Source organism: [Clostridium] aminophilum DSM 10710, from assembly GCF_000711825.1.
GTDB classification, from domain to species: Bacteria; Bacillota; Clostridia; order Lachnospirales; family Lachnospiraceae; genus Clostridium_R; species Clostridium_R aminophilum.
Genome location: NZ_JONJ01000003.1, coordinates 216916 through 231185, shown reverse-complemented (window position 1 = coordinate 231185; position 14270 = coordinate 216916). Strand labels below are relative to the sequence as shown.

Genomic DNA, 14270 nt, shown 5'->3' with positions numbered 1-14270 from the left:
TTCTCTTTTTTTACAAAAAAAATGCATCCACATGACACGAAACAGGGCTCCCGCCGGGAACCTTTTTCTTATCAGTGAATGCCTGCTTAGAGTAACATACTGTCTTTTTTGTTTGACACGATTTTATCATACGTCATTTTCACTGTCAATCGAAAGAATATGATAGTTTCTGACTGAACTTGACTTTCCATTTCTTTTATGATAACTTTTCATGCTGATAATAGAGTAATAATAGAGTATGCATGCGGGATGCGCAGCGCGCACGGCATGCGGAAGCCCGGCTGTGACTGATGATGGAATCCCGATGGAATGTGTGATGCCGGGCAATGGAGGAAAAACAATCAATGAAAAGAACCAAAATCGTATGCACGATGGGTCCGAATGAGGACGACTACGAGCTGATGTACAAGATGTGCGCCAGCAACATGGATGTAGCCCGCTTCAACTTCTCTCACGGAACACATCAGGAACAGGCAGCCCGCCTTGATCTCCTGCGCAGAGCCGCCAAAGAGGCAAATCGTCCGATCGCGGCACTCCTGGATACAAAGGGTCCGGAAATCCGTACCGGCCTTCTGAAGGACGGAAAAAAGGTCCTGCTGGAAGCAGGAAAGGAAATCACGCTCACAACCGAAGAATGCACCGGCACCGCCGACCGCGTTTTCATCAACTATAACGGTCTGAATGATGATGTAAAGGCCGGCGATACCATTCTGATCGATGACGGCCTGATCGGTCTCCGGGTCACTTCCGTCGACGGCGCAGACATCCGCTGCACCATCGTTAACGGCGGCGAGCTCGGCGAGCGTAAGGGTGTCAATGTTCCGAATGTCAGCATTCATCTCCCGGATCTGACCGACAAGGATATCGAAGATATCAGGTTCGGCATTAAGGAAGGCTTTGACATCATTGCGGCAAGCTTCGTCCGCTCCGCTTCCTGTATCCGCCAGATCCGCAGCCTTCTCGAGGAGGCCGGCGCGAGCATGCTGATCATCGCAAAGATCGAAAACCAGGAAGGTCTGGACAATCTCGACGAGATCATCGCGGAAGCCGACGGAATCATGGTTGCCAGAGGCGACCTCGGCGTCGAGATCGAAGCACAGTACATCCCGCATCTCCAGAAGAAGATCATCCGCAAGTGCAATGAAGCCGGAAAGGTCGTTATCACCGCGACACAGATGCTGGATTCCATGATCCGTAACCCGCGTCCGACCCGTGCAGAAGTTACCGATGTGGCCAATGCCGTCTATGACGGAACCGATGCGGTAATGCTCTCCGGTGAGACCGCTGCAGGCAAGTACCCGTTCGAGGCACTCAGCATGATGGCGGATGTCGTGGAAAATGCAGAAAAATATCTTCACTATGACAAATACATGAACCGTGATGTCAGCGACGAGCTTGTCGGCAACATTGCCAACACGATCTGTGCCTCTTCCGTCACGGCTGCCAATGAACTGAATGCGGTGGCGATCATCACGCCGACCATCTCCGGTTCGACCGCAAGACTCATCTCCAAGTACCGTCCGAAGATGAAAATTCTTGCGCTCTCTCCGAGCCAGTCCATTGTCCGTCAGATGATGCTGTACTGGGGCGTCACCCCGATCTGGTCCCGCAGGGCCGAGACCACAGATGAACTTCTCGACATCTCCATGGACGAGCTGAAAAACACCATGCTCATCAATGAAGGGGATATCTGCGTTGTCACCAGCGGCGTTCTCTCCAGAAACAAGAACAGCACTCCGGCAAGCGCAACCAACATCATGCGCATCATGCAGGCATAAATCATCCGCGGGTCCCCTCACTTCCGAGGGCGTTCGCATTCTCAAAAACACAGACCGCTTCGCAATCTGCCATCCCGGCAGACCGTGAAGCGGTCTGTGTTATGTTATGGGAAACACTCCGCGAGGATGAGGAAGCCCAAGTCCTCTTGCGAACGTTGTTCTCATTGCTCTTTACATGCTTTCCCTTTTTCTTCCCGTTTCTTCCAAATACGCCTTTGCGTCTTTCAGAAAGCTTGCCATGATCAGCAGAATCACCATTGCGACCGGAAAGGCGGCGATGATGCTGACTGACTGAATGTTGCTCATGGAGCTCTCGCTGAACAGGAGCGCCACCGGCAGCACGATCAGCAGAATGCACCACATCAGTTCGATCAGCTTGTGGGGCTGCTGCCCCTCTTCCAGCCTGCGGTAGCTATAGCAGGACGCGATCAGCGCAATCGAGTCAAAACTCGTCGCATAAAAAGCGATCATGGTCGCAAGGAGCCAAATCAGCGCCAGCTTTGCCATCGGGAGCGTCTGTACCATCTCGATGATCATCCCGTACAGATCACCGGTCTGCTCGTAATACGCGATAAAATCCGCCATCTCCCGCATCTGAAGTCCCATGGAATAATTGCCCAGAACAATAAAGCTCACCAGTGTGGAGCCGACGCCGAACACATATCCGCCCAGAATCGTCTGCCGTACCGTGCGTCCCCGGGATATCTGGCCGATAAAGAACGGGGATGCCACACACCATACCATCCAGTACGCCCAGTAATAGATCGTCCAGTCCTGCGGGAAATTGGATGTCCGGAGCGGATCGGTGAACGTCGACAATTCGATGAAATGATTCATCATTTTTCCCATGGACTGAACGCCGACCTCCAGGATGAACTTCGTCTGTCCGCCGAACAGAAAGACTGCCGCCAGAAGACCGAAGAACAAGTACATGCAGAGGTTGGCCAAAATGGAGATTCCCTTCATTCCGTGAAGCAGCGAATACGTGTACACGATACAGGTCACGACCAGAATCGCGATCGTCACTAACACACGGTCCAACTCGATCCCGAGAAGACCGCCGATCGCCGTTGCCATCAGCGGCGTTGCCACGGAGAAAGTCGTCGCGGTTCCGGCCAGCAGCGCAAATACCGCAAGGAGATCGATGATTCTTCCGCCCCAGCCCTCGGTGTGCTTTCCGAGAAGCGGCCGGCACGCCTCCGAATATTTCTGACGGTTCCGTCTGCGGACGTGCAGCATAAAACCGAATGCCACCGCAAGAACCAGATAAAATGCCCACGGAATCAGGCTCCAGTGAAACAGCGGAAATACGCCGGCCCAGTCAATGATGCTGCCGAGTTCCGCAATGTGCGGGTTTGTCGCATACATGACCCATTCCGAAAACGAATAAAACAAAATGTCCGCCGCGAGACCGCAGGTAAACATCATGGATCCCCATGCAAAGAAACTGTATTTCGGTTTTTCATCCGGAGATCCTAAGACAATATCGCCATAACGGCTGAATGCCAGATACAGCGAGAGGATGAAAATCCCGAGGCCGATGATCAGATAATACGAGCCCAGCGTATCTCCGAAAAAGAAGCGAACCTGCCCGATCACGGCATTGGACTGCTCGGAAAAGACAAAAAACAATCCCGCCAGAAAGAGAATCACGCCCATGGGAACCAGAGTGATAAACCAGTCTATTTCGCCTTTCTTTACCTTATCCTTCATATGGAACCTCCCTCCATCATTTCCTTCGCATATCGGAAGAAATCCTTCGCGTATCGGTACTGCCGCAGACTGTACTCACCGAATTCCACGCCAAGCTTTGCCTTGTATTCGCACCAGTTGCTCCAGAGGAGACCGCAGGACGCAATGTAGCAGTAGATCTTGCACCGGACATCCGAGGGGCACATGCCGTCAAAATAGAGATCGATCAGCCGGTCCGACTGTTCCCGGTCATAAAGGGAATAAATGCACCACATGGCAATATCCACATGCGGGTCCTGCATTCCGGCATATTCCCAGTCTGTCAGCTGAATCTGCTCTTTCCCGTTTTCATCCCGGCAGATCAGGAAATTATCCGGCACCGCATCGATATGCGTCAGACACCGTTCTTTTTTCTGCGCGTCAATGTATTTCCGAAGTTTCAGGACATTGGCCTTCACCGCTTCATAGTCCCGGTACATGGACGGCGTTCCCTCCCGGAGGCGCTCATAGAATTCCATCTGCCCGAAGATATCGAAGGAGTGACCGACCGAAATCCGCATCCCGTGAAACTCCCGCATCTTCGCGATCGCCTTCACCAGATCATCCGGGTTTTCCGGATCACACGTCCGCACGCCATTCAGATACTTCGTGATCTTGTAACCGTTCTCCGGGTTGATGTAAACCGGATCGTCACAGAGTCCCCTGCCGCGGATCGCGCGATAGACCTCCGCCTCCTGCCGCCGGCTGATCAGCTGATCGGTGCCGGCTCCCGGAATCCGCATAATGTATTTATTCCCCCGACAGTCAAACATAAACGAACGGTTGGTCATACCCTTTTTCAGCACTTCAATTCCGGTAATCTCCTTCGTGTCACAGTGAAATACCTCCGCGGCACATTCCAGCGCGTCCGATTTCAGCTGATCCGAACCCTCATCGATCTCCCGGAGCTGTTCGTAGGTGTTGATCTCCGCGACGGCGGATGCCTGAACCTCACGGGCCGTGACGATCATCCGGTCATCCGTATAGAGAGCTTCCTCCCAGAAACATCCGTCGTAGGAACGGTCACGGCTGAACGATTCAATCCGACTCTTCACGGTCTCCGCAGCCTCTCCGCACAGATAGGAAATGCCGATCATCGCATTGCCCGGAGCGGCTTTCACGCGAACGAGTTCATTTTTCCGGTTGATCCGCACATCCGACTCATCATCGACCAGATCGCTCACCATATACCAGGAATACAATTCCGACCGGGCAAATGGATTCTGTTCGCACCAGACGTCGCACGGAACGATATACGTATTGCCGATATACGGAAGCGCCAGCGCCAGAGAAGACAGATTGTTGTGCGATGCGTACTTCGGATTCACGATCAGATCCACACCGTACTGATCGATCAGATAATCAAACTGTTCCTTCATGAAGCCGACAACCACGTGGATCTCGCGAATGCCCGCTTCGTGAAGCTGGCGGATCTGACGCTCGATCAGGGTCTCCTTGTTGATGGTCAGCAGCGCCTTCGGCGTCTCCTGATTGATCGGAACCATGCGCATACCGAACCCTGCCGCCAGAATGACCGCATTCTTCGGGGCATGTTCCTTCTGGAGCTTCTTCGCCTTTGCGGTCACCTTAAGCCCCTTCACGAAGCCCTCCTGCTCCAGCGCCTTCAGAGATTTGTTGACCGCACCGAGAGCATGTCCGGTTTTCGCAGCGATTTCCCGCTGACTTGCAATCTGATTTTGCAGAAGAACAAGCAATACATCGTATTCCTGTTTGTTCATGTTCCACCATCCTTTCATGTTCACGAACATTATAACTCTATTTTTCATGAACGCAAGAGGTGTAAGAAAAATGACAGAATTTCTGCGGAGCGCAAATAAATCCGGCGTTTTTCCACGGCCGGCATGATAATAATCCCGTCGTACGCGACGATATATTGGATGATAAAAATAGTTATGTCATATTCCGGGATCAGGATGCCTATGAAATCCTTGATCCCGACAATGCGTCCATAATACCACCGAAAACGGAAAGGGAATTCCCAGCCGGTGGATAAGGATGCGGATAAAGATCACGATCCGACATCATTTCAGCAGAAAGGAGGCCTTTATGCCGGATATCAGTTCTCTCTCCCGCTACGGCAAGATCGGCAGCTACACAAAGCAGTTTAAAATGCAGCAGAAATGGGAGCAGAAAAAGACCAGCGGCAATGTCCTCTCGAAACAGAGTTCATCGGTGACAGAGCCGCAAAAGGAATATAAAAGCGCCGCAGGAATGGCACTGGCAGAAAAGCAGGCAAATGATCAGCTCCTTCTGGATCAGTTCTCGGAACAGCAGGCTAATCGTGATGAGAAAATGGAAGCCATCACCAACAAGGTGATGTACGGAAATGATCTCACGCCGGAGGAGATGGATTATATCAAGGAGAAAAACCCGGCTCTCTACCGCCAGCTCATGGAAGAAGAGGCGGAGGCAAAGCTTGTGGAAGAAAAGCTGAAACATGCAGAGACCAAGGAAGAAGCCCGGGAAGTAATTTGGAACGAGACGGCCAAGGCAATGTCTGTCGCCAAGACCACCTCCAGCGATCCGCATATCTCCGAAGCGGACAAGCTGGCCATCCTGGGAAAGCAGCTCCGGAAAGTCAAAAATGCCGCGGAGAAAATGCAGGAATTCCAGGAATCCGGCGCCTACGAAAAACTTCCTACCGAGGTTGAAAAAGACATCGCCGAGCGCGATGAAAAAGAAGCAAAAGAATACGAGATGGAAGAAGCTCTCAAATCCATCACCGAGAAGATGGAGGAGATCCAGGATCGAATGTCGCCGTCTGAGGAAGAAGCCGTCTCCGAACCGGAGAATGCCGGAGCTTCGGAGAATGCCGAAATTGCAGAGAATATCGAATCTGCAGAGAATTCTGCAGCTACAGCGAATTCCAAACCTGCGGCGAATCCCAAAGTTGCAGTGAATTCCGAGATTCCGGAAAGCGCCATGAAACCGGAAAACCGGAAAAACATGACGCTGAACGAAGCTCAAAATACCTATGAGGCACAAAAACTCCGGCGCTCCAGACATAAAAAAGAGGAGACACTGGAATTAAAGACCGAGAACCGCGGGGCTGACCCCGTTCCGCTCCAAAAAGGGAGCAGCGCCGGCGCTTCCGGCGGCATCAGCGGCCTGTTCGGCATGGGCGGCGCGGTGGGAAGCAAAACGTCCACCGGCGGTTCCTCCTCCCGGTCTCTGGATGTGAAGGCATAGTATAGCGGTTTTCAGGCTCTTTCTATAAAAAAACCATATTTATTGATATATCCAAAGAGAGTGACCGAATCACGACTTCCGCATTTTCCGCGGCGTGATGAAACAGTCACTCTCTTTTTCATGGCTATGATCTTATCTTGCCACCTTATACGGAAAGATGGTCTGATACTCTTCCGAGCTGATCCGGAGGGAGACAATCTTGGAGCAGACACTGAAGAACTGCCGGATATTTTCTTCCGTCACAACCTCCTTCGTTTTTCCGAGGAGCTTCCGGTTGTAAGCTCCCAGCATCAGCGTGGTGTCGGAGATCGCGAGGGCGTGATCCGGAAAATGGGTATTGATCAGACAGCTTGTTCCGAATTCCTCTTTGATCTTTACGATCGTATCAATGACACGGAGCTGGTTCTTCATATCGAGATTGGATTCCGGCTCATCCAGAATCACCAGCTCCGGGTCGGAGATAATCGCCCTGGCAATCATAACCATCTGGAGTTCGCCGCCGCTGAGGGCATTGCAGTATTTGCCTGACAGATCCGCAATCCCCAGCATTTCCATGACATGCTCCGCTTTTTCGTAGTCTTCTCTCGACGGAACCTCAAAAAAATTCTGTCTGGAGCTGAGTCCCATCACAATCATGTCGATGCACCGGTACGAAAAGACGCTTCGCTTTGCCTGCGGAACATAGCTGGTTTTCTTCCAGAATTCCCGATCCGTATAAGAGGCAATCTTTCTCCCGTCGAGATAGTTTTCACCGCTGACCCATTTCAAAAATCCCATGATACATTTCAGCATGGTCGTCTTTCCGACGCCGTTCGGCCCGAGAACCGTCATGATGGTTTTCTCGCCGATCTCGAAATTGATATCCCTTAAAATCAGTTTTCCGGCATATCCAAAGCATCCGTCTCTCACTTCCAGTTTCATCCCTCAGATTCCTCCATTCTTCATGGTTTTTCGAAGCATCACGCCAAAAAACGGCGCACCGATCATCGCCGTCAGAATCGACAGCGGAAGTTCTGCTGCCGTCATGGTTCTCGCGGCCGAATCAATCATCAGAAGATATCCTGCCCCCAGCAGCACGCAGGCGGGAATCAGTCCCCGGTGATCGTCCCCCACCAGAAAACGGCCGATGTGCGGTATGACGAGGCCGATCCATCCGATGATTCCGCAAAGCGACACCGAAACCGCAGTCATCAGTGTCGAGACCACGATAATGATCATCCGTACTTTTCCCACATTAACTCCCATGGAAATGGCCTCTTCCTCCTCCAGCGACATGAGATTCATCTTCCACCGCAGCGCCATCAGAATCAGCATGCAGGGAACGATGGTGGCAAAACTGATCATGACCTTTTCGTAAGACACCGATGCCAGACTCCCCATCAGCCAGACCGTGATCGCCGGAAGCGTGTTCTGCGGATCAGCAACGTATTTTACCAGCGAGATCAGCGCCTCAAAAAATGCGGCGACGATCACACCGGAGAGAACCAGCATGAACAGTTCGGTCTTCTTGTTGATCCGGGAGATGGCCAGAACCAGAGCCACCGCGGCCAGTCCCATGAAAAGTGCCTGTCCCTGAACCAGAAAACTTCCGCCGGCAAGGAGGATTCCCAGCGCCGCGCCGAAACCTGCTCCGGCCGATACCCCCAGAATGTCCGGGCTGACAAGCGGATTTCCGAAGATGCACTGATACGATGCGCCGGAGCAGGCCAGGCCTGCTCCGACGATCATGCTCATGAGAATTCTCGGAAGTCTCACCTGAAGGATCACGTTTTTTTCAAGCGGATCCAGGTTCGGATCAAACGTCAGCGCTTTTATCACGTCCGCCGGCGAGATGCCGTAACGCCCGATGCAGATGGAAAAAATAAACATTGCCGCCAATGCTGCCGCTAAGAGCAGCAGTGTAAAACGTACCTTCTTATTCATTTAGTTCTGTGTATCCCCTAAAATCTCTTCCAGCATCTCATCGGTGAGATCGAAATGATAAACCGTCTTGTAGAACTTCTTTACTTCGTCCTTCATGTCCATGGCTTTCATCTCCTCCGGATGCTGGATCTTCGCGAGCCACTTCACCATCAGCGGGGTCTCCACGCCCGGCGGATCCCAGCGGTATCCACCGATCGGAATCTTGTAAACGTTTCCGCTCTTTACCGCGCTGACCGCAGACCAATCCTCGCCCTCGATCTTATTCTCCAGAAGATCGGACGGCTGAATCGAGGTGAAGTTGCCAATGTAGATAATGTCCGGATTCCACTGATAAATCTGCTCCATGTTGACATTCAGCGCCTCACCGGTCAGATCGGAAGACGGGCTGACCGCTTTGCTGTGTTCCAGCCAGTAGTTGGAGAATCCTTTTCCGGTTACCTTCAGCTTGTCGGACAGGAGAAGGACATTGCTGTAATCCTCTTTTCCGACGCCGGCCAGCACCTGGTCAACTTCGCCAACACTCTTGTGGAAATAGGTGATCAGTTCCTCCGCTCTCTCCGGCTTGCCCATCATGGTGGAAATGATCTTGATCCAGGTTTCTAGATCTTCTGCGGAACCGTACTGGAGGGCGATGACCTTGATGCCCGCATCTTCCATCTTCTTGATCTCGTCATCCATGTAATTCCACTGGAACACGACATCCGGCTTCAGTTTGATCAGCTCCTCCACATTGACTACAAAGCTGGTATCCACGAAGCTCGTGTCCGCCTTGGCCAGTTCCGGATACATATACTTCAGCGCACTGTCATTGTAGGCGAGAATGGACGACGGATTGCATCCGATCAGGTTGTCGTTATTTCCCACAACCGCGTAGAAAATGTACGGGAAAGGCATGATGGTCGTTGCCACCCGGTCCGGAACCCCGTCCAGCTCGATGGTCTTTCCCAGCTGATCCACGATGGTGATGGTTCCGTCCTCGTTAATCCGGCTCTCGTTCCCGTTCTCTTTGTCCTCCGCAGTGTCTTTGGTCTCCTGTGCCTTTGTCTCCGCCTTTTCCGAAGACGCTTCACTCACCGCCTCTGTTCCGGCTGCCGCGCTGCTTTGAGGCGCTGCGCTGCCGCAGCCCGCTGCCGCAAGGAAAACCGCCGCACACAGGGAAACGGCCATTCTCTTTAAACTACCCTTTCTCATTGACTCCTCTTTCCTCTCTTTTTCTGAAACTGATTTGTTGCTGTTTATCTGATTCGCCAAAGATCCGTGATCTTTTTGACGATATCATCCATTTCTCCCCCGATAAAATGAACCGCACGGCTCCAATAGAGTTTACTGGACAATGCGGTATGCGGGATCGGGACAAGGGGCAGATCTTCCGGCTTCACATCGCCGAGAAGGGGATCTCCCACCAGCACCCGGAATCGGCCGGGCTCCAGCGCAGCGATCAGTTTCGCTTCACTGTTCAGATCAAGATCTCCCTCCTGCGCCAGTTCCTTCCGGAGTCCCGTCATCGTCGCCACCGTCACCGGTATTTCCGGATGAACCGCGTGAATGGCATGACGGATGCTGTTGCCGAGGATTTCCTCTCCCACGATCAGGACGCCGCCATCTCCGTTGTTCCCTATGGCATCTGATTCCGATTCATTTCCGGTCCCCGCGGCATCATTTCGCCCCGCAGCACTTCCGGTCCCCGTGGTGTCATTTTGCCCCGCAGCATTTCCGGTCTCTGCGGCATCATCCCGCCCGGTGTCTTTCCCGAGCACTCTGCACTTCCGGTCCTTCCGCGTCTCCTCGATCATCCCGAAAACCGACGTATCCGATCCGGCGATTGTTCCGGCCACAAACGGAATCCCGTATTTTTCCCAGAGATACTTTGCCGTATCCAGACCGGATTCTGTGACAACCAGATTGACCTCCGCCTTTGTGAGATCCCGTATCTGCCCCAGATCCGCTCCCATCATCAGTTTCCCGATGATGTGGAATCCGGCCTGTTCCAATGCACGGTAGAGATCCTCCGCATTGGAATTCGCGGAAAAATCCAGAGGCGTCGTTCCGATGACATTGATTCCGTGATCGGTTTTCCCGTCTGTCGGAGCAAGAAACCGACGGATCACCGCAAGCATCGCATCGGAAACACCTTTGTTGTATAGGCCGATTCCGTTGGTGGAAAAGCCGAACGCCGGCTTTCCGGTGGAATTCTCAATCTCCCGGGCAATCCCCTTCATGTCCGAGCCGATGACCATCGGCACCGGACTCCCGATCACCGCATAGAGGGTCGGATTCGTGTACTCGGACGCCTTTAAAATGTGATCAATCAGCTTGTCATCTCTTCCGAGAACCGCATCGATCTCCCGGAGCCCCGAACAGAATACCATCGAGTGTGCCCCGAACCATCTGGGCTCGTCGTATCCGGTGTAATTTCCCGTGCATCCCGACGCATCGTGAATGACGCTCATGCCGCCCAGGTCAAACAGGGCGGAGCAGACGCCGGAATAATCCGGCGACAGCGCCGGAAGTGTTATCCATAATTGTTCCAAACCATTTCTCCTTTGTCAGATGATCAGCACGGCGTCTTCCAGAATCTTCTTCAAATCCGGCGACTGGTTCTTCGCGCTGCGGATCCGCCCCAGCAGTTCTGTCAGCCCCCGGTATCCGTAAAGTCCGTTCTGCCCGCCGATGTCAACCACATGCGCCGCCCCGGAGAGATATCCCGCGCTGTAGCCGACGGCAATGCATTCCTCCCTCACCGGGCTTTCCACCGTCACCTTAGGATTCTGCGGCTGCCGGATCTCGGTTTCCGGATAATGTTCCATCACATAGTCAAAATGTTCCCGGTCATCCGGAATCACCTGCTGACAATAAATCCGTTTGATGTTCAATCCGTGATCCAGAAGACACCGCGCCAGTTCAAAGGGCCGGGCGATCGATTCCTCATCCAGGATCAGAGGCATTCCGTCCAGCTCATCCCTCGTGAGCACCAGCGCCGCTTCCGCTTCCCGTTCATATTCCTCCAGCGACGGGCAGGGGACACCGAGCACCTCGGCAACTCTCTCATAATTTTCCCGGATATCCTCCGGCCGGAAGGAAATCAGCATTTTTTCAAACGGTATCCCCAGTTTCCGCTTCATATTTTTTGAAGCGTAGACTGCCGACGGCGCGGCGATCAGATTCAGCCGGCTCTTTGCCATATCCTGATAAGACGCCATCGTCCGGTAATCCGTGATATGCCGCACCTCCGGGACTCCCATGTTCCGGAGGACCTCATAGAGCTCGCTGTCTTTGCGGAACGGCTCCAGATTGCCGACGATATTGACACCGGAATCCTTTTTCTCCTCCCGCTCCAACACAGAATAGATTTTATTCTGCACATTGATTAACGGCGGAACCCCGGTATCCGTGGAAGTCGGATTCATGTGACAGTCGATAAATCGTACGCCGGGATATTTTTCCTCCAGTTCCTCCCGCAACGCCTCATGATCGGTCCCCAGCAGATCGTCGATGCAGCTCACGAAGACACCCATAACTTTCGGCCGTCTTCCTCTCCGGTCCAGAAAACTGAAAAGCTCCTCCAGCGCATCCAGCAGCATCTGTTCATAATCGCCGGAGACGATGGACTGCTCGGTCAGAAACAGGTATGATACCCGGTTCTTTCGGCCCTCCATCCTTGCCCCCAACGCGCCGTGGCGCCCACAGGCAGAAGGACTGACGAAAATGAAGTAGCTCTCCGGAATCAGCTGAGCAATCTTCAGGACTCCCCAGCCGCCGTGGGCCGGCGACGCGTAATGCAGGCTGTTTTCAAACACATTTTCGAGCAGGCTGCAGCTCATCCGCACTCACCTCCAACACTTTCTCTGCCAGATTCCGGTACTGATCCGCCATCTCCGAGTCCGGAAGCGCCTCGATTACCGTCATTCCCTGATCCTCTGCCTGCTGAACCGCGCCGTCCCGCGGGATCACGCAGAGCACCGACTCGCCCATTTCATTTGCGGCTTTCTGAACGATTTCCAGTTCATTTTCCACATTTCTCCGGTTCAGAATGAGACCGCCGAGTCTCGCATAACCCCGTTTTTCAAACTGGTGAACCGCAGAGACAATGTTGGAAGCGGCATAGAGCGCCATCATTTCCCCGGATGTCACCACCAGCACGTGATCCGCATATCCCTCGCGGATCGGCATGGCAAATCCGCCGCAGACCACATCCCCCAGAACGTCATAGAGTACAATGTCCGGCTGGTATTTTTCATATGCACCGAGTTCTTCCAGCTTGTCGAAGGCGGTGATGATGCCGCGTCCCGCGCAGCCGATTCCCGGCGTCGGACCTCCGGCCTCCACGCAGAGAATTCCGTGAAATCCCTCAAACACAATATCTTCCAGTTCCACATCGTTCGGACCCTTATCCCGGATTCTGTCCAGTACCGTCGGAATCTTCCTTCCGCCCATCAGACATTTCGTCGAATCGGATTTCGGATCGCAGCCGATCTGCATCACCCGATATCCCAGAACAGACAGCGCCGCCGCCAGATTCGACGTGGTGGTGGATTTTCCGATCCCGCCCTTTCCGTATACTGCAATTTTTACCATCGTCTTTTTCCTCTTCCTGACCGGTACATCGCTCAAAATGCCCGGCCATTCCCTTTGACCGGTGCATCGGTCAGAATACCCGGGCTTTCCCTCTGACCGGATAATTCAGGAACGATGCACCGGTTGCATTTACAAAACTTTTGTTATACAATCTTTACTATAGTTAGTTTTTGCTTACCATAGTGTGGTCAGAAGTCCCATACCAACGTGTTTATCTGACGCTTTGCAATTGCTACGAATGAAAGCAGTCCCGCAAAACGTGCATCATCCCATTGGTTTTTATATTCTAACCATTGTTAGTTATAACTCACTAACACGAAGTACTTTATCAAAATGACAGAGCATTTTCTGTTGCGCAGGCAACACTTTAAAGCAATATGAGAGATTTTTCCGAAATACCAAAGGCCAAACTGTTCCGCAATCTGACGGATGACGAGATCCGACAGCTCGTCCGTCACACCTCCTATTTCATATCCAGTTTTAAAAAGGGAGCGGAGATCTTTCCGCCGGACTCTCCCATCTCGCATTCCGGCATCATTCTCTCCGGTGAGATCGACGTGATGCATCTGTCCCTCTCCGGAGACGAGGAACTGGTGGGCCGGAACCGCACCGGTGACATCATTGCACCCGCTTTCTGCATCACGGGAATTGAGAACAATCTCTCGCACTTCCGCGCGGCAAAGGATTCGGAGATTCTGTTTCTGGACATCCATTCGCTTCTTGCCCATCCGGTCAATGAATCGTTTTACTCCAAATTCATCGCCAATCTCACGACGATCCTTGCGACAAACAACATCATTCTCAACCGAAAAATTCAGCTCCTCACCCAGAAATCTCTGAGCAAGAAGCTGATGACGTATTTTATGCAATTGTCACGGGAATCGAAGAGCCGGACCTTCCGGCTTTCCTTCACCAGAGAGCAGCTCGCCCAGTATATCTCCTCCGAGCGTTCCAGCGTATGCCGTGAGCTCGGCCGGCTGCAGGACGACGGCCTGATCCGGGTGAACGGGAACGAGATTACGATTCTGGAACCGGTGGGGTAAAATACATCTT

Annotated in this window: 11 protein-coding genes; 3 read left to right on the top strand and 8 right to left on the bottom strand. The window is 52.8% G+C overall.

Annotated elements, in window-relative coordinates; genetic code table 11:
* The first annotated feature begins 326 nt into the window (after nt 1-326).
* Nucleotides 327-1778 (top strand): pyruvate kinase, encoded by a 1452-nt coding sequence (gene pyk / locus BR86_RS0104575; protein ID WP_075034412.1) that lies wholly within the window; start codon nt 327-329, stop codon nt 1776-1778.
* A gap of 171 nt (nt 1779-1949) precedes the next feature.
* On the opposite strand, the gene BR86_RS0104570 is transcribed toward pyk, so the two are convergent.
* Both BR86_RS0104570 and BR86_RS0104565 read right to left on the bottom strand, forming a co-directional pair.
* On the bottom strand, nt 1950-3491 hold the full coding sequence (locus BR86_RS0104570; RefSeq protein ID WP_031471813.1) for a BCCT family transporter: 1542 nt from the start codon (nt 3489-3491) through the stop codon (nt 1950-1952).
* On the bottom strand, nt 3488-5248 hold the full coding sequence (locus BR86_RS0104565; protein ID WP_031471812.1) for an NTP transferase domain-containing protein: 1761 nt from the start codon (nt 5246-5248) through the stop codon (nt 3488-3490). Before BR86_RS0104565 ends, BR86_RS0104570 begins: the two co-directional genes overlap by 4 nt.
* Nucleotides 5249-5576: 328 nt before the next feature.
* Here BR86_RS0104565 and BR86_RS0104560 point away from each other — a divergent pair, with 328 nt between their 5' ends.
* Entirely contained in the window at nt 5577-6719 is a 1143-nt protein-coding gene (locus BR86_RS0104560; RefSeq protein WP_031471811.1) for a hypothetical protein, read from the top strand.
* A 132-nt stretch (nt 6720-6851) separates the two neighbouring features.
* On the opposite strand, the gene BR86_RS0104555 is transcribed toward BR86_RS0104560, so the two are convergent.
* Genes BR86_RS0104555 through BR86_RS0104530 form a run of 6 tightly spaced genes read right to left on the bottom strand, consistent with a single transcriptional unit; the run spans nt 6852 to nt 13217 of the window.
* On the bottom strand, nt 6852-7640 hold the full coding sequence (locus tag BR86_RS0104555) for an ABC transporter ATP-binding protein (RefSeq protein WP_031471810.1): 789 nt from the start codon (nt 7638-7640) through the stop codon (nt 6852-6854).
* 3 nt (nt 7641-7643) lie between these two features.
* Nucleotides 7644-8642 (bottom strand): FecCD family ABC transporter permease, encoded by a 999-nt coding sequence (locus tag BR86_RS0104550; protein ID WP_031471809.1) that lies wholly within the window; start codon nt 8640-8642, stop codon nt 7644-7646.
* A complete protein-coding gene (locus tag BR86_RS0104545) occupies nt 8643-9833 on the bottom strand; it encodes an ABC transporter substrate-binding protein (protein WP_242841562.1) in 1191 nt (396 codons plus the stop codon).
* 44 nt (nt 9834-9877) lie between these two features.
* On the bottom strand, nt 9878-11173 hold the full coding sequence (locus tag BR86_RS15080) for a nitrogenase component 1 (protein ID WP_031471807.1): 1296 nt from the start codon (nt 11171-11173) through the stop codon (nt 9878-9880).
* A 15-nt stretch (nt 11174-11188) separates the two neighbouring features.
* Entirely contained in the window at nt 11189-12463 is a 1275-nt protein-coding gene (locus tag BR86_RS0104535) for a nitrogenase component 1 (protein ID WP_031471806.1), read from the bottom strand.
* On the bottom strand, nt 12432-13217 hold the full coding sequence (locus BR86_RS0104530) for a nucleotide-binding protein (RefSeq protein ID WP_031471805.1): 786 nt from the start codon (nt 13215-13217) through the stop codon (nt 12432-12434). Before BR86_RS0104530 ends, BR86_RS0104535 begins: the two co-directional genes overlap by 32 nt.
* Nucleotides 13218-13594: 377 nt before the next feature.
* Between BR86_RS0104530 and BR86_RS0104525 the strand changes: the two genes are divergently transcribed.
* Nucleotides 13595-14260, top strand: coding sequence for a Crp/Fnr family transcriptional regulator (locus BR86_RS0104525; RefSeq protein WP_031471804.1), 666 nt, complete (start codon nt 13595-13597; stop codon nt 14258-14260).
* Nucleotides 14261-14270: the final 10 nt, after the last annotated feature.

Excerpts from the sequence above, each read along its gene's own strand:
- BR86_RS0104560 (WP_031471811.1), top strand. The coding sequence starts at position 5,577 with ATGCCGGATATCAGTTCTCTCTCCCGCTACGGCAAGATCGGCAGCTAC.
- BR86_RS0104570 (WP_031471813.1), bottom strand. The coding sequence starts at position 3,491 with ATGAAGGATAAGGTAAAGAAAGGCGAAATAGACTGGTTTATCACTCTG.
- BR86_RS0104535 (WP_031471806.1), bottom strand. The coding sequence starts at position 12,463 with ATGAGCTGCAGCCTGCTCGAAAATGTGTTTGAAAACAGCCTGCATTAC.
- BR86_RS0104525 (WP_031471804.1), top strand. The coding sequence starts at position 13,595 with ATGAGAGATTTTTCCGAAATACCAAAGGCCAAACTGTTCCGCAATCTG.
- BR86_RS0104555 (WP_031471810.1), bottom strand. The coding sequence starts at position 7,640 with ATGAAACTGGAAGTGAGAGACGGATGCTTTGGATATGCCGGAAAACTG.
- BR86_RS0104530 (WP_031471805.1), bottom strand. The coding sequence starts at position 13,217 with ATGGTAAAAATTGCAGTATACGGAAAGGGCGGGATCGGAAAATCCACC.
- BR86_RS0104545 (WP_242841562.1), bottom strand. The coding sequence starts at position 9,833 with ATGAGAAAGGGTAGTTTAAAGAGAATGGCCGTTTCCCTGTGTGCGGCG.
- pyk (WP_075034412.1), top strand. The coding sequence starts at position 327 with ATGGAGGAAAAACAATCAATGAAAAGAACCAAAATCGTATGCACGATG.
- BR86_RS0104550 (WP_031471809.1), bottom strand. The coding sequence starts at position 8,642 with ATGAATAAGAAGGTACGTTTTACACTGCTGCTCTTAGCGGCAGCATTG.
- BR86_RS0104565 (WP_031471812.1), bottom strand. The coding sequence starts at position 5,248 with ATGAACAAACAGGAATACGATGTATTGCTTGTTCTTCTGCAAAATCAG.